The sequence below is a fragment of the Streptococcus sp. 2_1_36FAA genome (assembly GCF_000161955.2).
GTDB classification, from domain to species: Bacteria; Bacillota; Bacilli; order Lactobacillales; family Streptococcaceae; genus Streptococcus; species Streptococcus gordonii.
This window is the reverse complement of record NZ_KI391974.1, coordinates 288,875-314,820: the sequence shown is the minus strand read 5'-3', so window position 1 is coordinate 314,820 and position 25,946 is coordinate 288,875. Positions and strand designations below refer to the sequence as shown.

29 protein-coding genes are annotated in these 25,946 nt (G+C 40.5%); 24 read left to right on the top strand and 5 right to left on the bottom strand.

Annotated features, from left to right (window positions below):
• Positions 1-11 precede the first annotated feature (11 nt).
• The 3 genes from HMPREF0847_RS03975 to murT are packed head-to-tail and all read right to left on the bottom strand — an operon-like array spanning position 12 to position 2,416.
• Positions 12-269, bottom strand: coding sequence for a lipopolysaccharide assembly protein LapA domain-containing protein (locus tag HMPREF0847_RS03975; protein WP_020992657.1), 258 nt, complete (start codon positions 267-269; stop codon positions 12-14).
• Positions 270-287: 18 nt separating this feature from the next.
• Positions 288-1,073: a lipid II isoglutaminyl synthase subunit GatD gene (gatD, locus tag HMPREF0847_RS03970; RefSeq protein WP_008808907.1), complete on the bottom strand. Its 786-nt coding sequence runs from the start codon at positions 1,071-1,073 to the stop codon at positions 288-290.
• Complete coding sequence (murT, locus tag HMPREF0847_RS03965; protein ID WP_008808906.1) at positions 1,073-2,416, bottom strand: lipid II isoglutaminyl synthase subunit MurT; 1,344 nt, start codon at positions 2,414-2,416, stop codon at positions 1,073-1,075. The genes gatD and murT overlap by 1 nt, the downstream gene beginning before the upstream one ends.
• Positions 2,417-2,516: 100 nt before the next feature.
• Here murT and cdaA point away from each other — a divergent pair, with 100 nt between their 5' ends.
• The 15 genes from cdaA (at position 2,517) to HMPREF0847_RS03895 (ending at position 15,516) form a co-directional block, all read left to right on the top strand.
• The gene (gene cdaA / locus HMPREF0847_RS03960) at positions 2,517-3,365 is read left to right on the top strand and encodes a diadenylate cyclase CdaA (protein WP_008808905.1); all 849 of its coding nucleotides are present in this window, start codon (positions 2,517-2,519) and stop codon (positions 3,363-3,365) included.
• Complete coding sequence (locus HMPREF0847_RS03955) at positions 3,362-4,108, top strand: CdaR family protein (RefSeq protein WP_012000338.1); 747 nt, start codon at positions 3,362-3,364, stop codon at positions 4,106-4,108. The genes cdaA and HMPREF0847_RS03955 overlap by 4 nt, the downstream gene beginning before the upstream one ends.
• 36 nt (positions 4,109-4,144) lie before the next feature.
• The gene (gene glmM, locus HMPREF0847_RS03950; RefSeq protein WP_008808904.1) at positions 4,145-5,497 is read left to right on the top strand and encodes a phosphoglucosamine mutase; all 1,353 of its coding nucleotides are present in this window, start codon (positions 4,145-4,147) and stop codon (positions 5,495-5,497) included.
• 170 nt (positions 5,498-5,667) lie between these two features.
• Positions 5,668-7,536, top strand: coding sequence for a Cna B-type domain-containing protein (locus tag HMPREF0847_RS03945; RefSeq protein ID WP_008808903.1), 1,869 nt, complete (start codon positions 5,668-5,670; stop codon positions 7,534-7,536).
• Between the two features lie 176 nt (positions 7,537-7,712).
• Complete coding sequence (locus tag HMPREF0847_RS11040; protein ID WP_012000341.1) at positions 7,713-7,844, top strand: DUF4044 domain-containing protein; 132 nt, start codon at positions 7,713-7,715, stop codon at positions 7,842-7,844.
• Between the two features lie 75 nt (positions 7,845-7,919).
• Entirely contained in the window at positions 7,920-9,230 is a 1,311-nt protein-coding gene (gene obgE / locus HMPREF0847_RS03940; protein WP_008808902.1) for a GTPase ObgE, read from the top strand.
• Between the two features lie 11 nt (positions 9,231-9,241).
• Positions 9,242-9,397, top strand: coding sequence for a hypothetical protein (locus HMPREF0847_RS11215; RefSeq protein WP_008808901.1), 156 nt, complete (start codon positions 9,242-9,244; stop codon positions 9,395-9,397).
• A gap of 126 nt (positions 9,398-9,523) precedes the next feature.
• Positions 9,524-10,096 carry a GrpB family protein gene (locus HMPREF0847_RS03930; RefSeq protein WP_037622369.1) on the top strand — a complete coding sequence of 191 codons (573 nt, stop codon included), beginning with the start codon at positions 9,524-9,526 and terminating at the stop codon, positions 10,094-10,096.
• 5 nt (positions 10,097-10,101) lie between these two features.
• On the top strand, positions 10,102-10,716 hold the full coding sequence (locus HMPREF0847_RS03925; protein WP_008808899.1) for a class I SAM-dependent methyltransferase: 615 nt from the start codon (positions 10,102-10,104) through the stop codon (positions 10,714-10,716).
• Positions 10,717-10,728: 12 nt separating this feature from the next.
• Positions 10,729-11,349, top strand: a complete 621-nt coding sequence (locus tag HMPREF0847_RS03920; RefSeq protein ID WP_008808898.1) for a Type 1 glutamine amidotransferase-like domain-containing protein — start codon at positions 10,729-10,731, stop codon at positions 11,347-11,349.
• 114 nt (positions 11,350-11,463) lie between these two features.
• Positions 11,464-11,874 carry a helix-turn-helix domain-containing protein gene (locus HMPREF0847_RS03915; RefSeq protein ID WP_008808897.1) on the top strand — a complete coding sequence of 137 codons (411 nt, stop codon included), beginning with the start codon at positions 11,464-11,466 and terminating at the stop codon, positions 11,872-11,874.
• A 10-nt stretch (positions 11,875-11,884) separates the two neighbouring features.
• Complete coding sequence (locus HMPREF0847_RS03910) at positions 11,885-12,985, top strand: alpha/beta fold hydrolase (RefSeq protein ID WP_008808896.1); 1,101 nt, start codon at positions 11,885-11,887, stop codon at positions 12,983-12,985.
• Positions 12,986-13,124: 139 nt separating this feature from the next.
• Positions 13,125-13,622 carry a GAF domain-containing protein gene (locus tag HMPREF0847_RS03905; protein ID WP_008808895.1) on the top strand — a complete coding sequence of 166 codons (498 nt, stop codon included), beginning with the start codon at positions 13,125-13,127 and terminating at the stop codon, positions 13,620-13,622.
• Positions 13,622-15,292: a DNA polymerase III subunit gamma/tau gene (dnaX, locus tag HMPREF0847_RS03900; protein ID WP_008808894.1), complete on the top strand. Its 1,671-nt coding sequence runs from the start codon at positions 13,622-13,624 to the stop codon at positions 15,290-15,292. Before HMPREF0847_RS03905 ends, dnaX begins: the two co-directional genes overlap by 1 nt.
• A gap of 38 nt (positions 15,293-15,330) precedes the next feature.
• Entirely contained in the window at positions 15,331-15,516 is a 186-nt protein-coding gene (locus HMPREF0847_RS03895) for a DUF3272 family protein (protein WP_008808893.1), read from the top strand.
• A gap of 58 nt (positions 15,517-15,574) precedes the next feature.
• Here HMPREF0847_RS03895 and birA read toward each other — a convergent pair whose 3' ends face one another.
• Together birA and HMPREF0847_RS03885 are read right to left on the bottom strand one after the other, a co-directional pair.
• Positions 15,575-16,510: a bifunctional biotin--[acetyl-CoA-carboxylase] ligase/biotin operon repressor BirA gene (gene birA / locus HMPREF0847_RS03890; protein ID WP_008808892.1), complete on the bottom strand. Its 936-nt coding sequence runs from the start codon at positions 16,508-16,510 to the stop codon at positions 15,575-15,577.
• 16 nt (positions 16,511-16,526) lie between these two features.
• Complete coding sequence (locus tag HMPREF0847_RS03885) at positions 16,527-17,528, bottom strand: LacI family DNA-binding transcriptional regulator (RefSeq protein ID WP_008808891.1); 1,002 nt, start codon at positions 17,526-17,528, stop codon at positions 16,527-16,529.
• 165 nt (positions 17,529-17,693) lie between these two features.
• Here HMPREF0847_RS03885 and HMPREF0847_RS03880 point away from each other — a divergent pair, with 165 nt between their 5' ends.
• From HMPREF0847_RS03880 to HMPREF0847_RS03840, 9 genes are all read left to right on the top strand, one after another.
• A complete protein-coding gene (locus tag HMPREF0847_RS03880; RefSeq protein WP_008808890.1) occupies positions 17,694-18,350 on the top strand; it encodes a hypothetical protein in 657 nt (218 codons plus the stop codon).
• 451 nt (positions 18,351-18,801) lie between these two features.
• A complete protein-coding gene (locus HMPREF0847_RS03875) occupies positions 18,802-20,370 on the top strand; it encodes a 2-isopropylmalate synthase (protein WP_008808889.1) in 1,569 nt (522 codons plus the stop codon).
• A 12-nt stretch (positions 20,371-20,382) separates the two neighbouring features.
• A complete protein-coding gene (gene leuB, locus HMPREF0847_RS03870; protein ID WP_008808888.1) occupies positions 20,383-21,420 on the top strand; it encodes a 3-isopropylmalate dehydrogenase in 1,038 nt (345 codons plus the stop codon).
• Positions 21,417-21,683 carry a DUF1294 domain-containing protein gene (locus HMPREF0847_RS03865; protein ID WP_008808887.1) on the top strand — a complete coding sequence of 89 codons (267 nt, stop codon included), beginning with the start codon at positions 21,417-21,419 and terminating at the stop codon, positions 21,681-21,683. The genes leuB and HMPREF0847_RS03865 overlap by 4 nt, the downstream gene beginning before the upstream one ends.
• 1 nt (position 21,684) lies before the next feature.
• The gene (gene leuC, locus HMPREF0847_RS03860) at positions 21,685-23,067 is read left to right on the top strand and encodes a 3-isopropylmalate dehydratase large subunit (protein WP_008808886.1); all 1,383 of its coding nucleotides are present in this window, start codon (positions 21,685-21,687) and stop codon (positions 23,065-23,067) included.
• A gap of 9 nt (positions 23,068-23,076) precedes the next feature.
• Positions 23,077-23,667 carry a 3-isopropylmalate dehydratase small subunit gene (leuD, locus tag HMPREF0847_RS03855; RefSeq protein ID WP_008808885.1) on the top strand — a complete coding sequence of 197 codons (591 nt, stop codon included), beginning with the start codon at positions 23,077-23,079 and terminating at the stop codon, positions 23,665-23,667.
• Between the two features lie 99 nt (positions 23,668-23,766).
• The gene (locus HMPREF0847_RS03850) at positions 23,767-24,546 is read left to right on the top strand and encodes an L-threonylcarbamoyladenylate synthase (RefSeq protein ID WP_005590290.1); all 780 of its coding nucleotides are present in this window, start codon (positions 23,767-23,769) and stop codon (positions 24,544-24,546) included.
• A 188-nt stretch (positions 24,547-24,734) separates the two neighbouring features.
• Positions 24,735-25,172, top strand: a complete 438-nt coding sequence (locus HMPREF0847_RS03845; RefSeq protein WP_008808884.1) for a MarR family winged helix-turn-helix transcriptional regulator — start codon at positions 24,735-24,737, stop codon at positions 25,170-25,172.
• Positions 25,173-25,175: 3 nt separating this feature from the next.
• Entirely contained in the window at positions 25,176-25,940 is a 765-nt protein-coding gene (locus HMPREF0847_RS03840; RefSeq protein ID WP_008808883.1) for a nuclear transport factor 2 family protein, read from the top strand.
• Positions 25,941-25,946 lie beyond the last annotated feature (6 nt).

Below are 25,946 nucleotides of genomic sequence, written 5' to 3'. Positions count from 1 at the left end.
TAAATTCCAACCTAGTTTTTTGAATGTGAGTTTTCAAGTACTTTTTTTGTTTCCTTAAGCTCTTTTTTCAGTGAGAAATTTTTTACCATGCTGATGAGAAAGGTTGTGATAGATCCTAGAAGTACTGAGATTAAAATCAATATAATCAAGGGAAGTTTGAAGCTAAATAGGATAAAGCTAACATTGACGCTCTGCATATTGGCCAATGAAATACCAGCAACCAATAGAACGGTAATTAAAAGTAGGATATAATGTAGTTTTTCTTTCATAATAATTCTCCAATATATTTATTCAAATTCAGCCTTACTTTTGACATCACCATATTCTTCCTGTTTTTCTAGTGCTAAGATGTCCTCATAAGCTGCCAATTTAAGATCTGAGCCATATTTCTTTTTCAGAGCTGTTGTTACCAGACGGTAGGCCAAGTTTGCGTTGCGGGACAAGATGGGACCATGGAAGTAAGAACCAAAGACATTTTTATAATGAACGCCTTCACAACCATCCTCTTGGTTGTTACCATTTCCATAGACAACCTTGCCCAGTGGTTTTTCGTCATCAGAGAGGAAGGTGCGGCCTTGATGATTTTCAAAACCATAGTAGGTCTCATTGAATTCATCATTATGAATCTTGATGTCGCCAATGTAACGATTATTAGTCTGATTGAGGGTGTAATGTCCCATGATGCCTAATCCTTCGATCCGTCGACCGGATGCTTCGATATAGTATTTTCCCAAGAGTTGAAAACCACCGCAGATAGCTAACACTACGCCATTTTCGTTGATAAAATTTTCTAAGGCATCCTTTTTAGCTGGTAAGTCACGAGCTACGATCGTTTGTTCATAGTCTTGGCCACCACCAAAGAAGACGATGTCGTAGCTGTCCTTGTCAAAACCATCTTCTAGAGAGACGATATCGACTTGAACTCTAGCACCTAACTTTTCTGCTACATATTTGAGCATGAGCACATTTCCATTATCTCCATAAGTATTCATGAGATCTCCATAAAGATGGGCAATTTTAATATCGTAACGGAAATCCTGGTTATCAAGAGAAGTGAGGGAAGTATAAACCATTAGTTCATCTCCTTTCTAACAACCTGACGCTCTGCCAGCAACTCTCGAAATTCCAGCATAGCAGTATAAGTTGCTAAGATATAGGCATGCTTGGTTTCTTGTTGTTCAATGGCTTTGAAAACTGCTTCTAAGTCTTTGACTTCGCTAATCTGATCTGCTGGATAACCCGTTACCCGCAGTCGCCGAGCAATCTCGGAGTGACGGACACCACCTGCGATGACATGAGGAATATTCATCTCTAAAATTCTCTCAAAATCAGCATCCCAGATCCAGCTGGTATCAATGCCGTCCGCATAATTAGCATTGAGCAAGACAGATAAGCTAAAGTCAAAAGGTGCAAGCTCAATCATTTCCAAGGCTTGGGTAGCACCAACTGGATTTTTAATCAAAACCAAGGTACACTCTTTATCTCCGATTTTGAAGGTTTCCTGACGGCCAAAGACAGCTCGGCTCTTATCAAAACCAGACTTGATTGTAGAAGGATCAACTCCAAAGAATTGAGCCACTGACACTGCAGCCAACGCATTGTAGATATTGTAGAGTCCGCCGATATTGATCTGATAGTCTTGTCCATCAATAGTAAAGGCAGAGCGGTTATGTTCAAGAGCATTGAGAGCAGTCAAGCTGTAGTCTAGTTTAGGACGCTTGAAGCCACAGTCTTCACAGATATAAGCTCCTAGATTGGCATAGGTATTGAGCTCGTACTTGAGGATATGCTCGCACTTGGGACAGAGGATGCCTTCAGTATTATAGTGAGCCAGCTGAGCCTGGCTTTTTTCAGTGTCAAATCCATAGTAGCGGACAGGATTCTTTAGGCTAACTGAGTTAAAGAGAGGGCTGTCCCCATTCATTAGCACTGTCGCTTCAGGAACTTTTGCAGCAGCATCCAAAATCATCTGGTAAGTTGTGTAGATCTCACCATAGCGGTCCATCTGGTCACGGAAAATATTTGTAAAGACAAAGAGGCTGGGCTTGATATAGTCACAAATCCGAGATAGGCTGGCTTCATCTATTTCTAGCACAGCTATATTTTTACCAGATTTGCCTTTTCTAGCAGTCAAGAAAGTAGTGGTGATCCCTGTAATCATATTTGCACCACTAGTATTAGTAGTAACTTCTCCAAAAGCTTCCTTGAGAATGCCCACTGTCAAAGCAGTGGTTAGTGTCTTTCCGTTGGTTCCCGTAATCACTACGACTTCATAGTTCTTAGCTAAGTTTTGTAAAATATTTTTATCAAAGGTTAAGGCAATTTTTCCAGGAAGAGTAGATCCACGTCCCATTTTGCTGAGGACAAAGTGGGAGGATTTACCTGCCCAGAGGCCTAAAAGTGTATTTATCTTCATAAGAATTATTTTATCATAAAAAGTAAATTTGATTACAGAAAAAAACTACTAAAAGTGATATAATAGAAAAGAACGTTTTCTTTGATAGGGTGGATTGATTATGAATTTTCAACAATTGTCTAATCTCCAGTACTGGTCCAGTTTGTTTGGCAGCCCCTGGAGTATTTTGATTAATATCATTGATATTGCTTTGGTGGCTTGGATCTTATATTTCTTTACTAAGGCTGTTGCAGGAACAAAAATCATGATTCTCCTGCGTGGAGTTTTTCTCTTTGTATTAGGACAAATTATTGCAAATGTTCTAGGCCTAGCAACGATCTCTTGGCTGATTAATCAAGTTATTACTTATGGGGTTATTGCAGCAGTAGTAATTTTTGCTCCAGAAATTCGAACAGGACTCGAACGCTTAGGTAGAGCAACGGATCTTTTTTCAGCAACTCCTATGAGCTCGGAAGAAAAGCTTATCCAAGCTTCTGTCAAAGCAGTTGAGTATATGAGTCCACGTAAGATTGGAGCTTTGGTTGCGATTCAAGGTAGCAGAACCTTGCAAGAATATATTTCGACTGGAATTCCCTTGGATGCTGATGTATCAGGTGAATTACTGATTAATATCTTTATCCCCAATACTCCTTTGCACGATGGTGCAGTCATTATCAGAGATAATAAGATTGCTGTATCATGTGCTTATCTTCCTCTCACAGAAAATTCAAGAATTTCCAAAGAATTTGGTACTCGGCACCGGGCTGCTATCGGCCTATCTGAGGTTTCTGATGCTTTTACATTTATTGTATCGGAGGAAACGGGAGGTATTTCTATCACTCACAATGGTGTCTTCAAGCATGATTTGTCTCTGCAGGAATTTGAAGAGGAGCTTCGTAAGGTTTTGGTTCCTGATCAACCTGATAAAAAAGGTTGGCATCAGCGTATACTGGGAGGGCATAGAAAATGAAAAACTATAAAAAAATCTGGTATATCCTCTCCTCTATCTTTTTTGCTCTGGTTTTATTTGTTTATGCAACCTCAAACAATTTCCAAAACAATGCCAACATTCGCTTAAATAAGTCTGAAACATACACTAATACAATTACAAATGTTCCAATTGACGTGAAATACGACAGCGATGAATATTTCATAAGTGGTTTCTCTTCCGAAGCAACAGTTAGTTTGACGGGATCAAATCGCTTGACCTTGGCCAGTGAAATGCAGGAAAGTACTCGTAAATTCAAAATAGTAGCTGATCTGACCAATGTTAAGACTGGTATCTCAGAGGTGAAACTAAGCATTAATAATCTACCTAGTGGCCTGACAGCAACAGTAAATCCTGATAAAATCACTGTAAAAGTAGGTAAGCGCGTGAGTAAGACATTTCCTGTACAGACTACTATCACAGAAAGTCAGGTTGCTCAAGGAGTTTCAATTTCAAGTGTCAACTTCGGTGATTCGAAGGTTACCGTCTTTACTGATGAGGATTACATGGAAAGAATTGACCATGTAGAAGCAGTCTTACCAGAGAGTGACGTCATTAGTGGTAATTATACAGGCGTTGCAACTTTGAGAGCTGTAGACAGTACTGGGACTGCAATACCAAGTGTCATTAGTCCTTATGAAACGACAGTGAAGATTACGACTAAGACATCAGGTTCATCTTCGACAAGTACAAGCTCAACTTCTACGAGCTCTTCTAATCATTAATAAAACAGTTTATAACCTGAAAGGAATAATAGAATAATGGGAAAATATTTTGGAACCGATGGTGTTCGCGGAGAAGCAAATGTGGAATTGACGCCTGAATTGGCCTTTAAATTAGGTCGTTTTGGCGGTTACGTTCTGAGCCAGCACGAAAGTGAAGTGCCTAAGGTCTTCGTTGGACGTGATACACGGATTTCAGGAGAAATGTTAGAAAGCGCCTTGATTGCTGGTCTTTTATCAGTTGGTATTCATGTTTATAAACTTGGAGTTATTGCAACACCAGGTGTTGCTTATTTGGTTAAGTCAGAAAAAGCAAGCGCCGGAGTTATGATTTCTGCCAGCCACAACCCAGCACTTGATAATGGTATCAAGTTCTTTGGTGGTGACGGCTACAAGTTGGATGATGATCGAGAACTAGAAATTGAAGCACTACTTGATGCGACTGAAGATACTTTGCCACGTCCAAGTGCTGAGGGACTCGGAACTCTTGTTGACTATCCAGAAGGACTACGCAAGTATCAACAATATCTAGTTTCAACTGGTTTAGAGTTAGAAGGAATGCATGTTGCTCTAGACACAGCTAATGGTGCTGCTTCAACAAGTGCCCGTCAGATTTTTGCTGATTTGGGCGCTCAATTGACTGTTATTGGAGAAAATCCAGATGGACTTAATATTAACTTGAATGTTGGTTCGACTCATCCTGAAGCTTTGCAAGAGGTTGTAAGAGAATCGGGCGCTGCTATTGGTTTAGCTTTTGATGGAGATAGCGATCGTCTGATTGCTGTGGATGAGAATGGTGAGCTGGTAGATGGTGATAAGATTATGTACATCATCGGTAAGTATCTATCTGAAAAAGGCCAGTTGGCTCAAAATACTATTGTTACTACGGTTATGTCTAATCTTGGTTTCCATAAGGCATTAGATCGAGAAGGAATTCAAAAGGCTGTAACAGCTGTTGGAGATCGTTATGTAGTAGAAGAGATGCGCCAATCTGGCTATAATCTTGGCGGAGAACAGTCTGGACATGTGATTATCATGGACTATAATACAACAGGTGACGGCCAGTTAACTGCTGTACAATTAACCAAAATCATGAAAGAGACTGGTAAAAAGTTATCAGAACTCGCATCCGAAGTAACTATTTATCCTCAGAAATTAGTCAATATTCGAGTGGAGAATAGCATGAAGGACAAGGCGATGGAAGTCCCTGCTATTAAATCAATCATCGAAGAAATGGAAGCAAAAATGGCAGGAAATGGACGAATTTTAGTTCGTCCAAGTGGAACTGAACCATTACTTCGCGTAATGGCGGAAGCTCCAAGTCATGAGGAAGTTGATTTCTATGTTGATACGATTGCAGATGTTGTTCGTGCGGAAATTGGTATTGAATAAATAACTATGAAAACAAAGAAGTAGCATTGATTTTGCTACTTTTTTGTATGAAATGAATCAATTTACGTATATATCTTGTACTATAACTGATTTTTTTGTTATTTTTCTATAAAACATTTCCTACTTTTCTGTATTTTAGGTATAATAAAATATGAAGGAGGGAATAATGAATGAAAGAAAAAAATAATCTTGTTCTTAAATTCTTTATTTTGTTGTCGGCTATTGTTTTTGGTCTTGGAGTAACAAAATCAGCTCAAGCGACTGAAGTTACTGACTATACAAACAATGTTACTATAACTAAAAATGGTAGTCCTCTAACTAGCGATACAACAGTTACGACAAATGAGACCTTAGCTGTGACAAGTGACATTACTTTTCCGGATTCACAAGCTATTAATAGCGGTGATACCCTTACTCTGAAGCTGCCTCAAGAGTTAACTCTTATTACAGTTTTGAATTTTAATGTCATTGATGTCAAAAATGATAAGGGTGAAGTTGTTGGTACCGCTCAAGTAGATCCGAACAATCAGACGGTGACAGTAACTTTCAGTGATTACTTCTCTCGTTTGCCTGAAAATAAGAGAATGTCTCTAAATTTCAATGTTCGATTAAATAATGACACAGTCAAAGAGTCTGGCCCTGTTTCATTCCGTTTTGGTCAAACTGACTTTTCTTTCCAATATAAAAAGGATGATGGTCAAGCTGGTGAGTACGAGATGAAATATGGTTACCAAGACAAATCAGACCCAAGTATTGTTAAATGGCGTATTATCTTAAACGCTCGACAAGACATGCTTCGTGGAATGGTTATTTCTGATAATTTTGGTGACGGCTTAACTCTTGTTCCAGGAAGTTTACGAGCTGTGCGCTATGCACCAGTTCAAGGGGGAATTCGTAATGAAGCCCATCTTTTAACTCTACCTGTTCTTGACAATTTTACAAAGAAAGCAGTTCTTTCTAAAAATGCAAATGGCGACGTAAATGGCTTCACAATCAACTTTGGTGATAATTACAATTGGCCAATGTATATTGAATACTCAACTCGTGTAGCGCCAGGAACTAAAGTAGGTGATACAGTAAATAATAAATTATCTTGGTCAGCTACAAACTTCCCAGGAGAACGAACAATCAATCGCTCACTTAGATTGGAAGCTGGTTCGGGAGATGGAAGTGCCGAACGCTCAAAAGATGTTGTAATCAAGGCTCAAAAAACTCTGGTCGGTAAAGAATTGACTAAGGGACAATTTAGTTTTGGCCTTTATGATGACAAGGGGCAACTATTACAGACAGCGACTAATGAAGCTGATGGTTCTATTAATTTCGCAGCAATCAACTATAGCCAAGCTGGTACATTCAACTATGTAATTAAAGAAATTCCAGGGCAGGAAGATGGCTACACTTATGACTCTAAAGAGGTTAAAGTAACAGTTAAAGTTGTTGATGTATTGGGTGAAAAATTCGGTTCAGTTTCTTATGATGGAGACGCGACTTTTACCAACACATACAAACCAGTAACCTCTGTATCAGGTCATAAAACATGGGTTAATGATACAAACATGACTCGTCCACAGAGCATTACAGTTAATCTATATGCTAACAATCAAGTAGTAGCATCTAAAGTTGTCAGTGAAGCTGATGGCTGGAACTACACATTTAGTGGTCTTCCAGTGAATGATCAAAATGGTCAAAAAATTATCTATACAATTGGTGAAGATGCCATTGTAAACTATAGTTCAAAAGTTGAAGGTTATGACTTAATCAATACCTATGATCCGCCAACTATTCCATCAGAGCCAGGAAAGGATAAACCAAGTAAGCCAGGTGAAGGCGATCCGAATGATCCTGGTCGTAAAACGCCAGATCCAAAGGGTTCAAATAAACAAGATCCAAAAACAACAGAAACTAAGAAATCTGAAAATAAACCAACCTTGCCAAAGACTGGTGAGCAAGTGGCTATCTGGTTGACAGCAGCCGGAGTCTCAATTTTGGTTATTCTTGGCGGTGTGTTTGTAGTCTTAAGAAAGAAAAATAAACAATAATTGATGGCTTAAAAAATAAGAAGTAAGTTTTTAAGCGATCAAAATAATTTGAAAGAAGATAAGGTTTATAATTTTTATCCCTTTCTTCTTTCTTTTTTTATTTGAAGCGACTAGCATTTGAAAAATACTATCAATCATGTTAGAATAAGTCTATAAAAATATAAGAGGTAATTATTGTGGCTTTTGGAGATGAAGGAAAACGCAAAAAAACAGGATTTGAAAAATTAACAATGGTCGTTGTGGTAATCATGATTGTGGTAACAGTCGGAGCCATAATTGCTAGTGCAGTCAGCGCTATTTTGAGATAATTTTAAATCCGAAACGCTCTTTCAGCGTTTTTTTTAGGAATATGAAAGTGAAATTTAAGAGAAGGTAGAGAAAGAATGAGTATGTTTTTAGATACAGCTAAGATTCAGGTTAAGGCTGGTAATGGTGGAGATGGTATGGTTGCCTTTCGCCGTGAAAAGTATGTTCCTAACGGTGGCCCTTGGGGAGGCGATGGCGGCCGAGGCGGTAATGTGGTTTTTGTTGTAGACGAGGGTCTTCGCACCCTGATGGATTTTCGTTACAATCGCCACTTTAAAGCTCAGTCTGGTGAAAAGGGTATGACCAAGGGTATGCATGGCCGAGGGGCTGAGGACTTGATTGTTCGTGTGCCACAGGGGACAACAGTACGAGATGCAGAGACGGGCAAGGTGCTGACGGACTTGGTAGAAAATGGCCAAGAGTTCATCGTGGCGCGTGGTGGCCGAGGCGGTCGTGGAAATATCCGTTTTGCAACGCCTAAAAATCCTGCACCTGAGATTTCTGAAAATGGAGAACCAGGACAAGAGCGGGAGCTTCTACTTGAACTTAAGGTCCTAGCAGACGTTGGTCTGGTCGGCTTCCCATCTGTCGGAAAATCTACTTTGCTTAGTGTTATCACAGCAGCTAAGCCTAAGATCGGTGCCTATCATTTCACGACTATCGTGCCTAATCTTGGTATGGTTCGCACTCATTCTGGAGAGTCCTTTGCAGTAGCAGATCTACCAGGTTTGATCGAAGGGGCCAGCCAAGGGGTTGGACTGGGAACCCAGTTTCTCCGTCATATTGAGCGGACACGGGTCATCCTGCATGTCATTGATATGTCAGCTAGTGAGGGGCGTAATCCTTATGAGGACTATCTAGCTATCAATAAAGAGTTGGAATCCTACAACCTTCGTCTCATGGAGCGTCCGCAGATTATCGTTGCTAACAAGATGGATATGCCAGATAGTGCTGAAAATCTCAAGGTATTCAAAGAGAAATTAGCAGCTAATTATGATGAGTTTGCGGAACTGCCACAAATCTTCCCAATTTCCAGTCTGACTAAGCAAGGCCTTGCAACCCTCTTGGATGCGACTGCAGAGTTACTGGATAAGACACCTGAATTTCTTCTTTACGATGAGTCTGAAATGGAAGAGGAAGCTTACTATGGCTTTGACGAAGAAGCTCCTGCCTTTGAAATCTCTCGTGATGATGATGCGACTTGGGTGCTGTCAGGTGACAAGCTTGAGAAACTCTTTAATATGACCAACTTTGACCGTGATGAGGCCGTTATGAAATTTGCCCGTCAGCTTCGTGGTATGGGAGTTGATGAAGCTCTTCGTGCTCGTGGAGCCAAGGATGGCGACTTAGTTCGCATCGGCAAGTTCGAGTTTGAATTCGTTGACTAAGGAGGCTTGAAATGGGTGATAAACCAATATCTTTCCGTGATGAAAAAGGAAATTTTGTCTCAGCAGCAGACGTTTGGAACGCAGAAAAGTTAGAAGAACTCTTCACACGTCTTAATCCAAATCGGAAATTACGATTGGAAAGAGAAAAAGCTCAAAAAAAAGATTAAAATAAGCACTCTGAGGATAATTCTCAGGGTGTTTTCTTATTATGAAAGTTAGACATTTCAATTCTTTTGTTTTGGATAATGATATAATATGTTTAAGGAATATTCGAATCTAAAGGAGAGTGGATGATGACTAAAGCATTAGAGGATATGTCTTTGGAAGAGCTATGGCAGCTTTTTCCGATTTTTTTAAGAGAACATCAGCTTGAGTGGAAAGACTGGTATGAGGAGGAGCGACTTCGGCTCTTGAGTTTTTTGCCAGAACATCAGATCGTTTGTCTTAGCCATATTGGCTCAACATCGGTAGAGACCATCTGGGCCAAGCCCATAGTGGATATCATGCTGGAGATTCCTAAAAAAATAGATATGGCGGTAATAAGAGACTTACTTCTACAGAATGGCTATTTGCTCATGTCAGAAAGCCAAGGGAGGATGTCTTTTAATAAGGGCTACACACCGAGTGGTTTTGCAAAGCGCGTTTTCCATCTGCATCTTCGCTATGCAGGTGATCACGATGAGCTTTACTTTAGAGACTATTTGCAGGAACATCCTGCTGTTGCTAAGGACTATGAACAGCTCAAACTTTCTTTGTGGAAACAGTATGAACACAATCGTGATGCCTATACAGACTCCAAGACGGTTTTTATCAGGAAATACACCGAGAAAGCTAAAAAGCTTTATAGTAGACGATATAAGAGGTAAGTCCTATGATTTATCTTGTGATAATAGTCCTTATGATTATTCTGGTTTTTCCTTACTTAATTTATCAATCTAAGAAACCATCAGGCCTTATTGGACTATGGATGATGAAAATTTGGAATCGTGTTTATATGCCCATGGTTGTCTGGTCGGTCAGTCAGTTGGATCATAAGAAGCGATTTCATGCCATTTTGGATGTTGGAGTTGGAAATGGAGCTTCCTCGAAGTATTTAAAAATGCACTTTCCTGATAGCCAAGTTTTGGGGATTGATATTTCAATTACAGCCATCAAATCAGCTGAAGAATTGTCTGAGCCTGGCCTATCTTTCGAGGTGAAAAATGTTGAGAAAACAAATCTTCCTGTTGAGGAATTTGATTTGATTACAGCCTTTCAGACTCATTTTCATTGGTCAAATTTAACGAAGGCCTTGTTAGAACTTAAGCGGATACTGAAGCCAGATGGAATCATCTTACTGGCATGTGAATGGAGCAAATTAGCTTACTACCTACCAGACTTTAAAAAGCGCGAAAAACTGGAAAGCTTCTTGACAGCCTTGGACCTACATCTCCTCAATAGTCAAAGAAAAGGTCAATGGATTCTTTATCAAATCGTGAAAAACTAAGGGAGGTATCCTATGAAACAATTATTTTTATGCTCTTATTTTGCGGGAGTCAAGGAATTGTTCAGACAATATGCGTCTGAAAAACAATTGGGCAAACAAATACTTTTTATACCGACGGCTGGAAATGTAGAAGAGTATAGGGGTTATATTGACGAAGCCCTGCAGACCTTTGCAGATTTGGGATTTCAGGTAGAAATTTTAGATATTTCAGCTTGTGATAGAGAAACAGCTCAAGCTAAGATTTTCCAAAGTAAACTCCTCTATATCTCTGGTGGCAATACCTTTTACCTTTTGCAAGAACTTAAGAAAAAGCAACTTCTGTCCTTGATAAAAGAGCAGATTGCGGATGGCATGGTATATGTGGGCGAATCTGCTGGTGCTATCATCACAGCCAAAGACATTGACTATAATAAGCTTATGGACGATAAGGCGGTTGCTAAGGAACTGAATGATACAGAGGCACTAAGCGAGGTTGATTTTTATGTTCTTCCTCATCTAGGCGAAGAACCCTTTGTTGAAAGCGCTCAGGCAACTCTGGATACATACAGCGCCCAGCTAAATCTGCTTTCCCTCCATAATCACCAAGCTGTGCTTGTGGAAGGAGAAGAAGTGAAGGTTTTGGAGGAGGAATAAAATATTTTTGCCACGAATTTTAACAAAAAGTCTATAAAAAGTAAGAAAAGCTTGGTTGAAGCAACCAGCTTTTTTGCTATACTAACAGTGTAATCATAAAAAGGAGATTAAAAAATGATTTCTAAAAATATTGCTATTTTAAGAAAAAGAGAGAATATTTCTCAGGAAAAACTGGCCGAGGAAATAGGTGTATCAAGACAGACTATAGCAAAATGGGAAGCAGGAGAAAGCGTTCCAGATGTGATTTATTCCTCTCAATTGGCTGATTATTTTGATGTGAGTTTGGATGAACTAGTACATTTAGAAAGCAATTTATTGACAACTCCTAGTATCAAAGGGAAATATATTTTTGGAACAGTAACGGTGGGAGAGCGTGGTGAAATCCACTTACCCCCTCGGGCACGAAATATTTTTCAAATAAAAGCGGGAGATCAGCTTCTTTTGCTAGGAGATGAAAATCAAGGATTGGCGTTATTAGATCCGAATTTTTTTCTAGAAACTCCTAAGTATTTTTCAGAAAAGTAGCAGGCGATGAATGAAAAGGACAATGATGTTAGTTATTTTGATATTGATAGCTGTTATATTGGTAAGTGCAGGGTGGTTTGCTTATCGCAATCTTCACTATGATAAGGCTAATCTTGAATATATACGACAAGCTGGGATGATAGAAAAGCAAGTGACTTTACCAGATGGATCTCTTATTAATTATGGCGAAGGTCCAAAAAATGGTCCCCCTTTACTCCTGATCCATGGCCAGCAAGTATCTTGGGAGGACTACGCCAAGGTTTTTGGAGAATTGTCTAAGCGATATCATGTATATGCAGTAGATTGTTATGGACATGGTGGGTCTAGTAAAAATCCTGCTAAATATTCAGCACTAGAAAATAGTCAGGATTTCATTTGGTTTATTCATAATATTATAAAAGCTCCTGTGTTCATTTCAGGACATTCATCAGGTGGGATTCTGGCAACAATGGTAGCTGCACTAGCTCCTGATACTGTTAGAGGACTGTTGATAGAAGATGCACCGTTCTTTTCAACAGAGCCTAGTCGAGCACTTTCTACTTTTTCTTGGTTAGGATTTAAAGATATGTATGATTTCTTAAAAAGCGGTAAAAAAAATTATACTGCCTATTTTTTAGAACATACTTATTTAAAAAAACTTTTTGGTGAGGAAAATTTTAATAAAATTGTCAAAAAACCAGCTCTGAACTATATGAAAAATCATCCAGGAAAGATTCCTAGAATTTGGTACTATCCGCCAGAATTACAAGTGAATCTCATCTATGACTTAACAGCTAATTTACAGGATGGAACAGGAAATTACGATCTTCGTTTTGGCACAACGTTTTATGATTTTTCTTGGTTCAAGGGATTTGAACAGGAAGAAATCTTGAAAAAAGTTCAATGTCCATCTATATTGCTTCATGTGGCTAGGCCTTTGAATCAGAAAAATTACTATGATAAAAATGATATTCTCTTGAGTGCTATGGATGACAAAGATGCTAAGCGAGTAGACAAACTTTTGTTGAACAATCATCTAATAGATAATATCAAGAGTGGTCATGATATTCATGTTGAAAAACCTGAGATTTTTATTCGGGCGATTGATGATTTACAAAAAAGGTGTAAATAGAATCTTAAAGGTGGGAGATGTTTTTGCTTTATCTATTGGGATTTTCACTTGACGAAAAGTTTAAAGTCTATTTTAGTTGTGCTTCTTATTTTTATTTCAAAAACAGCCATCAGACTGTTTTTTTGATATAATAGACTCTATGAACACAAAAGATAAAATTTCAAATTATCAAATTTTACTAGCCCAGCTGGAAGCTTTGTTGGAGGGTGAGACCAATGCTTTAGCTAATCTTTCCAATGCTAGCTCGCTGCTCAATCAAGCTTTGCCTCATTCGGTTTTTACTGGTTTCTATCTTTTTGATGGGAGTGAGCTGATTCTGGGGCCTTTTCAGGGCGGTGTATCCTGTGTCCATATTACGCTAGGCAAGGGTGTCTGTGGGGAGTCTGCGGAGAAAGAGCAGACGATTATCGTAGATGATGTGACCCAGCATGCCAACTATATCTCTTGTGACAGCAGAGCGAAAAGCGAAATTGTGGTGCCCATGGTAAAAGACGGTCGCCTTCTTGGAGTACTGGATTTGGATTCAGCTTTGACGGGGGATTATGATAAGATAGATCAGGAATATCTGGAAAAGTTCGTCCAGATTTTGCTTGAAAAAACGATTTGGAATTTTGAAATGTTTGGAGAAAAAGCCTAATGTATCAAGCTTTATATCGGAAATACCGCAGTCAGACCTTTGGTCAGCTGGTGGGTCAGCAGGTAGTGGCAACCACTCTGCGACAGGCTGTGGAGCAAGGGAAAATCAGCCATGCTTATCTCTTTTCTGGACCACGTGGAACAGGGAAAACTAGTGTTGCCAAGATTTTTGCCAAGGCTATGAATTGTCCGAATCAAAAGGACGGCGAGCCCTGCAATGACTGCTATATTTGTAAGGCCATTACTGAGGGAAGCCTTGAAGATGTCATAGAAATCGACGCAGCTTCTAATAATGGGGTAGATGAGATTCGTGATATTCGGGATAAATCTACCTATGCACCTAGTATGGCTAAGCACAAGGTCTATATCATTGACGAGGTGCACATGCTCTCAACAGGGGCATTTAACGCCTTGCTCAAGACCTTGGAAGAACCGACAAAAAATGTTGTCTTTATCCTAGCGACGACTGAGTTGCATAAGATTCCAGCCACGATTCTTTCCCGTGTCCAGCGTTTTGAATTTAAGTCTATCAAGACTCAGGACATTATTGCCCATATCGAGTGGATTTTGGATCAGGAAGGTATTGACTTTGAGCAAGAAGGTGTGCAGATTATTGCCCGTCGAGCAGAAGGTGGTATGCGGGATGCCCTGTCTATCCTTGATCAGGCTCTTAGCTTAACGCAGGAAAATCGTTTGACTACAGACATTGCCGAAGAAATCACTGGCTCGATCAGCTTAGGAGCCTTGGATGCCTATGTAGCAGCCTTGATTGCGCATGACGCAGTAGCAGCCTTGGATAATCTCAATTTAATTTTTGATAGCGGTAAAAACATGGCTCGTTTCGTAACGGATCTTCTGCAATACCTGCGTGACCTAATCATTGTCAAAACTGGCGGGGAAAATCATCATGCCAGTGAGCTCTTTCTGGAAAATCTCAAGACACCGCAGGAGACTCTCTTTGCCATGATTGATATGGCAACCAAGAGTTTGCCTGATATCAAGAACAGCCTGCAGCCTAAGATTTATACAGAAATGATGACCATTCGACTGGCAGAGACCAGCAATCTTCCTGCAGTTGTAGCCATTCCAGATAATCTAGCTGATGAACTTAAGGGATTGAGACAAGAGATTGATAATCTCAAGCAGCAGCTATCTAATGGCAATGGGAAACCAGTGGCAGCTGTCAAAACTTCAGATATTCGTCCACAGAAGTCAAAAGGTTATCGGGTAGATCGTCATAAAGTTAATGCTATTTTAGAAGAGGCTGTTGAGAATCCTAGTTTGGCTCGTAGCAATCTGACTAAGCTACAGAATGCTTGGGGAGAGGTCATTGAGAGTTTATCTGGGGCGGACAAGGCTTTATTAGCTGGCTCGCAACCTGTGGCAGCCAATGAAAGCCATGCTATCTTAGCTTTTGAATCTAATTTTAACGCTGAGCAGACCATGAAGCGAGACAATCTCAATACCATGTTTGGCAATATTCTTAGCAACGCTGCAGGGTTTTCACCAGAAATTTTGGCTATTTCCTTAGAAGAATGGACCAAGATCCGAGCGGATTTCTCGGCTCGTAGCAGAAATGGTAAAGTTGAAGTCGAAGAGAAGAAAGAGGAAAAACTGATTCCAGAAGGATTTGACTTTTTAGCTGAAAAAATTACCGTGCAAGAAGACTAATAAAAGATTTTTTGAATTTTTCATGATATAATACATTTATGAATAGAAGACAATTTATCACAGTGGCTCTCTTTACGGCTGTTGAAACATACTTTTTTAATGAATCCATAATGTCGGAACACTATTTCATGGCGATTTTCTGGGCCTTTCTGATTTTGCGAAATATTCAGATTTCCTATGTCATGGGTCGGATTGTTGATGAAATTGATAAACATTTAAAATAAATATAAGAAAAGGACTGAGAAAACTCAGTCCTTTTATCTTGTGATTTTATGTGGCCTATTACCAACTGCTTAGAGAAACTTCGCCACTATTAAGCCAGATTTCCTGACCATTATCAAGCTGAACGAGGAGTTGACCACTGTCAGAAACGTCTTTAGCCAAACCCTTGTAGTTAGTATTATTTTGATTGAAGCTGACTTCCCGACCTAGCACCAAGGAATGTTGTTTGTAAAGGTAGATGAGTTCTTCTGGATCACTTTCGTAAAAGCAGTTCCAAATCTCAGCGATGAGCTCATTACGACTAATTGGCGGTTTCTCATCAAATAATGATCCGGCCTTATTCTTGAGATCTGCAGGAAAATCCTTAATAGAGAAGTTAAAGCCAACTCCGATAATAACATCAGTTACCTGTCCATTCTCGATAGAAGTAGTAGCTTCTGTTAGAATACCGGCTATCTTTTTATTTTTAAAATAAATATCATTGACCCACTTGATGTCAATGTCCATAAGAGTTAGATTTTTTATAGCCTTATAGATGGCTCCCGCAGTTAAGATAGTATAGGAAGGGATCTGGTCAAAAGGAAGGTTGGGCTTGAGGTGGAGAGACATATAGAAACCACCTTGGCTAGGGCAGAAGAAAACACGACTGAAACGGCCGCGACCAGCTGACTGGGAAGTGGCTAGATAAAGGGTATCGGATGGGGCGCCAGCTTCCATCCCAGCTTTAGCATCGATTTGAGTGGACTTACAGTCAGGATTGAAGGAAACTTTTACAGGTGAGTGTTCCTCAATCCAAGAAGGAAGCAGCAAATCTCCATCAAGCAATCGATAGCCACGATTCTTGACTGATTCGATTTGAATGCCTTCTTTCTCAAGTTTTTGAATGGCCTTCCAAATAGAGGTCCGAGTAATCCCTAGTTCTTGGGCTATTTTTTCACCATTGACGTAATCATCGGCCTGACTAAGAATATCATAGAGTTTTTCGTAGGTTTTCATAGTATGTCTTTCTAATTTAAATGCTGCTTTCTCTAATAGTCAATCTTGTAGCTAATTTGACCATATAAGGAACTGAAAAACTATCTTTTTGGAAACTTTGCTCAAGAATTTGAATGGCTTGTTTTCCCATTTCTTCAGTAAAAACTGTCACAGTACTGAGTTTTGGATACATATATTTGGCTAGAGAAGTATCGTTAAAAGAAATCAAGCCAACTCTTTCTGGGACAGGGATTTTAGCTTCTTGCAAAGCACGCAAGGCGCCTGAGGCTAAGGCATCATTTGCTGCAAAGAGGGCTGGAGGTAGATTGTCACCAAGCTCCATAATGAACTCTTTCATTATTTTATATCCAGCTTCTGAAGAAAAACTCCCAATTTTGATCAAGTTGGGATCATATAGTGTGAGTTGTTTGAGATAGGATTGAAAAGTGTTGAGTCGAGGGTCAGATAGGAGTGTGCTTTTATCAGAAGAGGTTTCTTGGCCAGCAATCATACCAATTTTTTTTAGGCCACTGTTGATAAAATAATCTATAACATTGATAACGGAGTTTTCAAAGTCGGTTGTGACGCAAGAATGACCAGATTTTAAGGTATCGCTATCAACAAAAACTAGTTTATCACTGTAATTCTCTAGTTCTTTTATTTTACCAGGACTAAACTTTCCGATAGCTATGATTCCATCAATATTTTCTAGTTGAGTCAGGGAATCGTTGTTGAAAATTCTTATGATTTCATAGCCCAATTCTTGAGCTCTTTTTTCAGCTCCTAAACGAATTGAGTAGTAGTAGAGATCATCTAGTTCTTCTTGTTCTGTATACCATTCGATTATGGCAATTCTGTGAGAAGATTTAGAACGTTTATTTGTTTTCTTTGATTTTTTATAACCAAGCTGTTTAGCGATGGTAAAAATTTTGTTACGTGTTTCATCACTGACAGACATGGCTTGATCTTGGTTTAAAACTCGTGAGACAGTCGCAGATGAGACACCGGCTGCATGGGCAATATCTTTGATGGTAGCCATACGATTCAATCCTTTTTCTTTACTATTCTTTCATTATACATCAAAAATTAGTAAATCACAAAGTAGAATTTAGTAAAACATCCCAGCATATTTGTCATAGTTATTAGTGGGCAGATTATAGTATGTGGTATAATAAAATAAAGCTTTGAATGAGGAGGATAAAAGATGAAAAGAGCTGGAATTAGTTTTCTTGCATTAACAACTCTTTTATGTGGCTTGTTTTTCCTAACAGCCTGTAAGAAAGGACCACTAAGTCTTGACCAACAATTTGATGTTTATTCAAAGGCTAAACCGGTCTCTATTTCTGATGGAGAAACTTATTATCTTTGGGTTAAAGATGGTCAAGATAAGACAGTGGATAGCCTGAAGTATATGATTCCAAAAGAATGGGAACTAGATCTTGAACAAAGTCTAAAACCTAATGAAGATGTGGCTTATACTGCTCAAGAAGATGGTCGTTATTTCTTAGTTCAAATTTATACTTTACGTATTCAAGGTAATCAGAAACTTTCTGAGAAAGCTCTAAAGCAAACAATGATGGATGACGGTCATCATTTTTCTAAAGAAGGAAAGGTCACTATTGGAGATAAGGAGTGGCTGACAGCTTATGAGCGTTCAGAACAAGCTAACAAGGCTTCAGCTATCTCTTTTTATCGTCTGGAAAAAGACTCGTCAGGAAATCCCATTATTTTAGTGGGAAATTTCCTATATCCAACCTATCCTGGAAAAGGAGAAGATGATGTAGATGCTTTGGTAGAGAGGGGAATTGGACACTTAAAGACTATTTTAAAGCAGTTGTCTAGTCAAGATCAATTTTCTTAATACTCGAGGTTGGATCGAAACTTTCTTTTTCAAATTGCAGAAAGAGCTAGTTGGATAAAAGTTGAGTACAGTATATTAAAAATTTTCAGAAAATATCGACTTTTTCTTGACAAGGCAAAAATACTGTGTTAGAATTCTAAACAATAAGAAATCATCTCAAAAGGAGTTAGTCAAACATGAAGTCAACCCAATCTTCAAACTTTGCTTTGTTGTTGCGTTACTCGGGCTAGTGCAAAAGCATTAGTCCTGTTTGGCTTACCAAGCGGGAGTAAATCAACATCTCGCTTGTTCCTCAAGTGAGATGTTTTTTTATACCTACTCACCTCAATATAGATTAAGGTTTCTATGCTTGGCCCAAAAGTGCTAGTCTTTTAGAGATATTTTCTACTGCTAGTTTACATTTTGATGCCTTGATTATAAGAGCCCTTGTGTATTAGAAAAGGAGTTGTCTATGACACGAAAAATTGAGTTTCTTGATACCAGCCTTCGGGATGGTGAGCAGACACCTGGAGTGAACTTTTCCGTTAAGGAAAAGGTTGCTATTGCTAAACAACTTGAAAAATGGGGAATTTCGGCCATCGAAGCTGGCTTCCCAGCTGCTAGTCCAGATTCATTTGAAGCAGTACGGGAAATCGCCAAAGCAATCACCAAAGCTTCGGTCACTGGCCTAGCACGTTCGGTTAAGTCTGACATTGATGCCTGCTATGAGGCACTCAAGGATGCCAAGCACCCTCAGGTACATGTTTTCATTGCGACCAGTCCTATTCACAGAGAGTTCAAGCTGAAAAAATCCAAGGAAGAGATTTTAGAAGCCATTAAGGAGCATGTTTCTTATGCTCGCTCTAAGTTTGAGATTGTCGAGTTTTCACCTGAGGATGCGACACGAACCGAGCTAGATTTTCTGCTTCAAGTTGTTCAGACAGCGGTTGATGCGGGTGCTAGCTACATCAATATTCCAGATACGGTTGGTTTTACTACACCTGAAGAGTTTGGCAATATCTTCAAGTATCTGATTGATAATGTCCAAACTGACCGTGAAATCATTTATAGTCCTCACTGTCATGATGATTTGGGAATGGCAGTAGCCAACAGCTTGTCTGCGATTAAATACGGTGCTAGGCGGGTGGAAGGAACGATCAACGGTATTGGTGAGCGTGCAGGTAACGCTGCGTTGGAAGAAGTAGCGGTTGCCTTAGAGATTCGTCAAGACTATTATCAAGTTGAGACGGATATCGTCCTTAATGAAACCATTAATACTTCTGAACTGGTGTCTCGTTTCTCAGGTATTCCAGTGCCTAAGAACAAGGCTGTCGTTGGTGGCAACGCCTTCTCTCATGAATCTGGTATCCATCAGGATGGCGTTCTTAAGAACCCACTAACCTATGAAATCATTACTCCTGAGCTAGTCGGTGTCAAGAGCAACTCACTCCCACTTGGTAAACTCTCTGGTCGTCATGCCTTTGTCGAAAAACTCAAAGAATTGGCTCTGGACTTTGCGGAATCTGAAATCAATGATCTCTTTGCTAAATTTAAGGTCTTGGCTGATAAGAAAAATGAAGTCACAGATGCTGATATACGGGCTCTGATTGCTGGAACGACGGTTGAAAATCCAGAAGGATTCAGATTTGATGATCTGCAGTTGACGACCAATGATGACCAAACTATCACAGCTGATGTGCAGTTGGTTAATGGCGATGGTGAGATAGTCACTTGTGTGGCAGAAGGCAAGGGAAGTGTTGAAGCTATCTTTAATGCGATTGACCAATTCTTTAACCAGTCTGTTCAGCTTTTGTCTTATAACATCGAGGCAGTAACGGATGGTATCGACTCTCAGGCTCGTGTTTTGGTAGCTGTTGAAAATACGGATACTGATACGATCTTTAACTCTTCAGGTATTGACTTTGATGTTCTTAAGGCTAGTGCTATTGCTTATATCCATGCCAATACTTTTATTCAGAAGGAAAATGCAGGTGAAATCGGACGTCGCGTTTCTTATCATGATTTACCCGCTAGTGAATAGGAAGGAGTCCCTATGACAAAAAAAATCGTAGCTCTGGCAGGCGACGGTATTGGCCCAGAAATCATGGAAGCGGGCCTCCAAGTTCTAGCAGCTGTTGCGGACAAGTTTGGATTTACTTATCAAGTCACAGAGAAGGATTTTGGGGGTGCTGGTATTGATGCGGAAGGTCATCCTCTGCCTCAGTCAACTCTAGAAGCGGCCAAGGAGGCGGATGCTATTCTCCTAGCAGCTATCGGTAGTCCTCAGTATGATAATGCCCCGGTTCGGCCGGAGCAAGGTTTGCTTGCTCTACGCAAGGAGCTTGAACTCTATGCTAATATCCGTCCAGTTAAGATTTTTGATGCCCTAAAGCATTTGTCGCCTTTGAAGGCAGAGCGAATTGCTGGCGTGGACTTCGTAGTTGTGCGCGAGTTGACTGGTGGGATTTACTTTGGCGAGCATATTTTGGAGGACAAATCTGCGCGGGATATCAACGACTACAGCTATGAAGAGGTAGAACGGATTGTCCGTAAGGCCTTTGACATTGCGCGTGGTCGTAGAAAGCGCGTGACCAGTATTGACAAGCAAAATGTGCTAGCAACATCCAAACTCTGGCGCAGAGTAGCAGATGAAGTCGCCAAGGATTATCCAGATGTGACCTTGGAGCACCAGCTGGTGGATAGCGCTGCGATGCTTATGATTACCAATCCTGCTAAGTTTGATGTTGTGGTAACGGAAAATCTCTTTGGAGATATTCTATCCGATGAGTCCAGCGTCTTATCAGGAACGCTAGGAGTTATGCCATCTGCCAGTCATTCGGCTGATGGGCCAAGTCTTTATGAGCCCATTCATGGTTCGGCTCCTGATATTGCAGGGCAATGCATTGCCAACCCTATCAGTATGATCCTTTCTGTAGCCATGATGTTGAGGGATAGTTTTGCAGAGCTTGAAGCTGCAGAAGCGATTGAGGCAGCAGTGGAGAAGACCTTGGCTCAGGGGATTTTAACGCGAGATCTGGGTGGTCAGGTAGGAACAGCTCAAATGACGGAGTCCATTATTAATAATTTATGAAATGGATATTAACAGGTATTAGCCTGCTATGGAACCTTGTCGTTTTCCTGCTTTATGGCTGGGATAAACGAAAGGCTAAGAAAAATCACTACCGTATTCCAGAGAAGACTTTGCTATTGTCAGCATTGGTAGCCGGAGGTTTGGGCGCTTTATTAGGCGGTTGCCTCTTTCATCATAAGACCAGAAAATGGTATTTCTGGTTGGCTTGGATTTGCGGAATAATAGTGGAAATCGGAATTTTATATTACATATGGAGAAGCTAGTATGGCTGGAAAATCGATTTTTGATAAGCTGTGGGAAAGGCATGTAATAACTGGTCAAGAAGGCCAGCCCCAGCTTATGTATGTAGATCAGCATTATATTCATGAAGTAACCAGCCCTCAGGCTTTTCAAGGCCTTCGAGATGCAGGGCGCAAAGTTAGAAGGCCGGACTTGACCTTTGGTACCTTTGACCATAATGTTCCTACGGTCAATATCTATGATATTCGGGATGTGATTTCCAAGGCTCAGATTGATAAACTTTCTGAGAATGTCAAGGATTTTGGCATTGAACACGCGGCTCACGGATCGGAACTGCAGGGGATTGTCCATATGGTTGGACCGGAAACGGGCAAGACTCAGCCGGGCAAATTCATCGTCTGCGGTGATAGTCACACGGCTACTCACGGAGCTTTTGGAGCTATTGCTTTTGGGATCGGTACTTCAGAGGTAGAGCACGTCTTTGCCACGCAGACCATTTGGCAGGTCAAGCCCAAGAAAATGTTGGTCAAATTTACCGGAGTGCCACCTAAAGGTGTCTATTCCAAGGACTTTATCCTCGCTCTGATTGCCCGATATGGTGTGGCTGCAGGTGTTGGTCATGTGGTCGAGTATGCTGGTGATGCGATTGAGCATCTGACCATGGAAGAGCGCATGACCATTTGCAATATGTCCATAGAGTTTGGATCCAAGATGGGCATTATGAACCCTGACCAAAAGACCTATGATTACGTTCAAGGTCGGCCAGGAGCTCCCAAGGACTTTGAAGCAGCGGTAGCTGATTGGAAGACTCTAGTCAGTGATCCTGATGCTGTCTATGATAAGGTCATTGAGATTGATGTTTCCCAGTTGGCACCAATGGTGACTTGGGGGACAAATCCTTCTATGGGAGTAGAGTTCGGTGCTGCTTTCCCAGAAATTCGCGATATGAACGACGAGCGGGCTTATAATTACATGGACTTATCCCCGGGTAAAAAAGCAGAAGATATTGACCTAGGGTATATCTTTATTGGTTCCTGCACCAATGCCAGACTCAGCGATTTGCAGCTGGCCGCTAAGTTTGTTGCGGGTAAGCACATTGCTCCTAATCTGACCGCTATCGTCGTACCAGGCTCTCGCCCAGTCAAGCGTGCTGCTGAAAAGATGGGACTGGATAAAATTTTCATGGATGCAGGATTTGAGTGGCGCGATCCGGGCTGTTCCATGTGCCTGGGAATGAATCCAGATAAGGTGCCAGACGGAGTCCACTGTGCCTCTACTAGTAATCGGAACTTTGAGGATCGTCAGGGATTTGGTGCTAAGACTCATCTTTGCAGTCCTGCCATGGCAGCAGCGGCAGCTATTGCCGGACGCTTCGTAGATATTCGTCAGCTACCGGAGGTTCAGTAAGGAAGGTTTATGGAAAAATTTACAATCTATACAGGGACAACAGTCCCACTCATGAACGATAATATTGATACGGATCAAATTTTACCTAAGCAGTTTCTCAAGTTGATTGATAAAAAAGGCTTTGGAAAGTATCTCATGTACGCTTGGCGTTATCTAGACAATCAGTACACCGAAGATCCTGATTTTGTCTTTAATAGACCTGAGTATCGCAAGGCGACTATTCTGATTACAGGGGACAATTTTGGAGCGGGTTCTTCTCGGGAGCACGCTGCCTGGGCTTTGGCTGACTACGGCTTTAAGGTAGTTATTGCCGGATCTTTCGGGGATATTCACTACAACAATGAACTTAATAACGGCATGTTGCCTATCGTCCAGCCACTGGAAGTTCGGCAAGCCTTGGCGAATCTAAAGCCAACGGATCAAGTGACTGTGGATTTGGAACAGCAGAAGATTTTTTCACCGGTGGGAGAATTCTCCTTTGACATTGATGGAGAATGGAAGCATAAGCTCCTCAACGGGTTGGATGATATCGGTATTACCCTGCTGTATGAGGATTTGATTGCAGAATATGAAAAAAATCGTCCATCTTATTGGCAGTAACCATATTTTTGATATATTCAGAAAATTCTAAATATATCTTGTCTCTAATAAGAATATATGGTAAAATAAATCTTAATTTAATAGAAAAGGAATAAACTTATGACAAAACACATTCAATGGAACGGAACTCTTTCACAAGAAGGTTATGACATTCTTAAAGGCGATGGGGGCTGTATCGTTTGTCCGACTAAGGTAGGTTACATCATTATGACCAGCGATAAGGCAGGTTTGGAGCGTAAGTTCGAAGCTAAGGCACGTAACCGTAATAAGCCAGGTGTTGTCCTCTGTGGCAGCATGGATGAGCTCCGTGCTTTGGCTCAGCTCAATCCTGAAATTGAAGCCTTTTATCAAAAACATTGGGATGAAGATATCCTTTTGGGCTGTATCCTTCCATGGAAGCCAGAAGCTTTCGAAAAGCTCAAAGCCTATGGTGACGGTCGTGAAGAGCTGATGACAGATGTTCGTGGCACTAGCTGTTTTGTTATTAAGTTTGGTAAGGCGGGCGAGCAGCTGGCAGCTAAGCTTTGGGAAGAAGGCAAGATGGTCTATGCTTCCTCAGCCAACCCATCCGGTAAAGGAAACCGTGGCAAGGTCGAAGGAATTGGCGAGCGCATCGAAAATGCTGTTGATTTGGTCATTGAAGCAGATGACTATGTAGCCTCTATCCAGCCAGACAAGACCATTGAAACTCGCTATGAACAAGGCGTTATGGTCTCTATGGTGGATAAAGATGGAAAACTGATTCCAGAACAAGGTGGGCAACGTTCCATCTCACCAGCACCAGTGGTCATCCGCAAAGGCTTGGACATCGACAAAATCATGATGCACCTGTCCGATACTTTCAACTCATGGGATTACCGTCAGGGTGAATACTACTAAGATAAAAAGAAGCTCAGTGCGAGAGGGGGATTTCCTCTTTACACTGAGTTTTTTGTTTGGAATTTTTAGTTTAAAATCTTTATTCAGTTTAAAATTATTTCGAAATAGAATAAAATTCTTGACAGATGTAATATCTTGTGTTACAATAATTTAAAATCGATTCGATATAGAAATAAATTGGAGGAAGTATGAAAGACAGTCATTTAGTAGCCTATCATATTCGTTTGTTGAATGGGCGAATTTTTCAAAAGTTACTGAATCAGGATCCTGAAGCTCTTTATCGAAGTGAGCAGGGCAAGATTCTCACAGTTTTATGGAATAGTGAAACGGGCTGCGCGACGGCGACAGATATTGCGCTGGAGACAGGATTAGCCAATAATACTCTGACGACTATGCTGAAAAAGTTGGAAGAGCAGGGTTTGGTGACCTTTAGTCAGTGTGGTTTAGACAAGCGAAAAAAATATGTAAAGTTGACAGAGCGGGGTTGGTCTCAGAAAGAAGTGGGCCATCGTATCAGTCAAAAATTGGATGCTATTTTTTATAAAGGCTTCTCAGAGGAAGAAATTCGTCAGTTTGAAAGTTATCAGGAACGCATCTTAGCAAATTTAAAAGAAAAAGAGGCATAAATTATGTCAAAACAAGTTGAAAATGCACAAAATCTATACATTCATGCTATTCAAGACGGACGAGTTGCTGAGGCTCAAACTCAGTCTGTAGGAGATACCTACATTCAACACTCGACAGGTGTGCCAGATGGGAAAGAAGGGTTTGCGGCTTTCTTTGCAAATTTCTTTGAGCGCCATCCCGAGCGTGAGATGAAAATTGTTCGCACTATTGAGGATGGCAATCTGGTCTTCGTCCATGTTCATCAATATCTCAATGGTGGGGAAGCTCAATGGGTGACGACAGATACTTTCCGTGCGGATGAGAATGGTCGTATCGTGGAGCATTGGGATGTTATTGACTACTATCGAACACCTGAAAACGGCCAATTAGATCAGATTTTTGGTGATTTTGAAATCACAGATTTGGATAAGACAGCAGAAAATAAAAAGTTAGTCCGTCGTTTCTTGACAGAAATTTTCCAAAATGGGGAACTGGAGCAGTGGAATGATTATGTGGCAGACGATCTGATTCAGCATAATCATGAGATTGGCCAAGGAAGTGCTGCTTATAAAAACTATGTGGCTGAACATGGTGTCACTTTTGATTTTGTTTTCCAGCTTTTGGGACAAGGAAACTATGTGGTCAGCTATGGGCAGACTCAGATAGATGGAGTGGCTTATGCTCAGTACGATATCTTCCGTTTGGAGAATGGATTGATTGTAGAGCATTGGGATAATAAAGAAGTCATGCCTAAGGTAGAAGACTTAACTAATCGAGGAAAGTTTTAAATTGAG

Coding starts and splice junctions, on each gene's coding strand:
- dnaX (WP_008808894.1), top strand. CDS start 13,622: ATGTATCAAGCTTTATATCGGAAATACCGCAGTCAGACCTTTGGTCAG.
- HMPREF0847_RS03840 (WP_008808883.1), top strand. CDS start 25,176: ATGTCAAAACAAGTTGAAAATGCACAAAATCTATACATTCATGCTATT.
- HMPREF0847_RS03925 (WP_008808899.1), top strand. CDS start 10,102: ATGATTTATCTTGTGATAATAGTCCTTATGATTATTCTGGTTTTTCCT.
- HMPREF0847_RS11215 (WP_008808901.1), top strand. CDS start 9,242: ATGGGTGATAAACCAATATCTTTCCGTGATGAAAAAGGAAATTTTGTC.
- gatD (WP_008808907.1), bottom strand. CDS start 1,073: ATGGTTTATACTTCCCTCACTTCTCTTGATAACCAGGATTTCCGTTAC.
- leuB (WP_008808888.1), top strand. CDS start 20,383: ATGACAAAAAAAATCGTAGCTCTGGCAGGCGACGGTATTGGCCCAGAA.
- obgE (WP_008808902.1), top strand. CDS start 7,920: ATGAGTATGTTTTTAGATACAGCTAAGATTCAGGTTAAGGCTGGTAAT.
- HMPREF0847_RS03920 (WP_008808898.1), top strand. CDS start 10,729: ATGAAACAATTATTTTTATGCTCTTATTTTGCGGGAGTCAAGGAATTG.
- leuD (WP_008808885.1), top strand. CDS start 23,077: ATGGAAAAATTTACAATCTATACAGGGACAACAGTCCCACTCATGAAC.
- HMPREF0847_RS03910 (WP_008808896.1), top strand. CDS start 11,885: ATGAAAAGGACAATGATGTTAGTTATTTTGATATTGATAGCTGTTATA.
- HMPREF0847_RS03975 (WP_020992657.1), bottom strand. CDS start 269: ATGAAAGAAAAACTACATTATATCCTACTTTTAATTACCGTTCTATTG.
- glmM (WP_008808904.1), top strand. CDS start 4,145: ATGGGAAAATATTTTGGAACCGATGGTGTTCGCGGAGAAGCAAATGTG.
- HMPREF0847_RS03945 (WP_008808903.1), top strand. CDS start 5,668: ATGAAAGAAAAAAATAATCTTGTTCTTAAATTCTTTATTTTGTTGTCG.
- leuC (WP_008808886.1), top strand. CDS start 21,685: ATGGCTGGAAAATCGATTTTTGATAAGCTGTGGGAAAGGCATGTAATA.
- cdaA (WP_008808905.1), top strand. CDS start 2,517: ATGAATTTTCAACAATTGTCTAATCTCCAGTACTGGTCCAGTTTGTTT.
- HMPREF0847_RS03955 (WP_012000338.1), top strand. CDS start 3,362: ATGAAAAACTATAAAAAAATCTGGTATATCCTCTCCTCTATCTTTTTT.
- HMPREF0847_RS03850 (WP_005590290.1), top strand. CDS start 23,767: ATGACAAAACACATTCAATGGAACGGAACTCTTTCACAAGAAGGTTAT.
- HMPREF0847_RS03880 (WP_008808890.1), top strand. CDS start 17,694: ATGAAAAGAGCTGGAATTAGTTTTCTTGCATTAACAACTCTTTTATGT.
- HMPREF0847_RS03915 (WP_008808897.1), top strand. CDS start 11,464: ATGATTTCTAAAAATATTGCTATTTTAAGAAAAAGAGAGAATATTTCT.
- HMPREF0847_RS03885 (WP_008808891.1), bottom strand. CDS start 17,528: ATGGCTACCATCAAAGATATTGCCCATGCAGCCGGTGTCTCATCTGCG.
- HMPREF0847_RS03930 (WP_037622369.1), top strand. CDS start 9,524: ATGACTAAAGCATTAGAGGATATGTCTTTGGAAGAGCTATGGCAGCTT.
- murT (WP_008808906.1), bottom strand. CDS start 2,416: ATGAAGATAAATACACTTTTAGGCCTCTGGGCAGGTAAATCCTCCCAC.
- birA (WP_008808892.1), bottom strand. CDS start 16,510: ATGAAAACCTACGAAAAACTCTATGATATTCTTAGTCAGGCCGATGAT.
- HMPREF0847_RS03865 (WP_008808887.1), top strand. CDS start 21,417: ATGAAATGGATATTAACAGGTATTAGCCTGCTATGGAACCTTGTCGTT.
- HMPREF0847_RS03905 (WP_008808895.1), top strand. CDS start 13,125: ATGAACACAAAAGATAAAATTTCAAATTATCAAATTTTACTAGCCCAG.
- HMPREF0847_RS03895 (WP_008808893.1), top strand. CDS start 15,331: ATGAATAGAAGACAATTTATCACAGTGGCTCTCTTTACGGCTGTTGAA.
- HMPREF0847_RS03875 (WP_008808889.1), top strand. CDS start 18,802: ATGACACGAAAAATTGAGTTTCTTGATACCAGCCTTCGGGATGGTGAG.
- HMPREF0847_RS03845 (WP_008808884.1), top strand. CDS start 24,735: ATGAAAGACAGTCATTTAGTAGCCTATCATATTCGTTTGTTGAATGGG.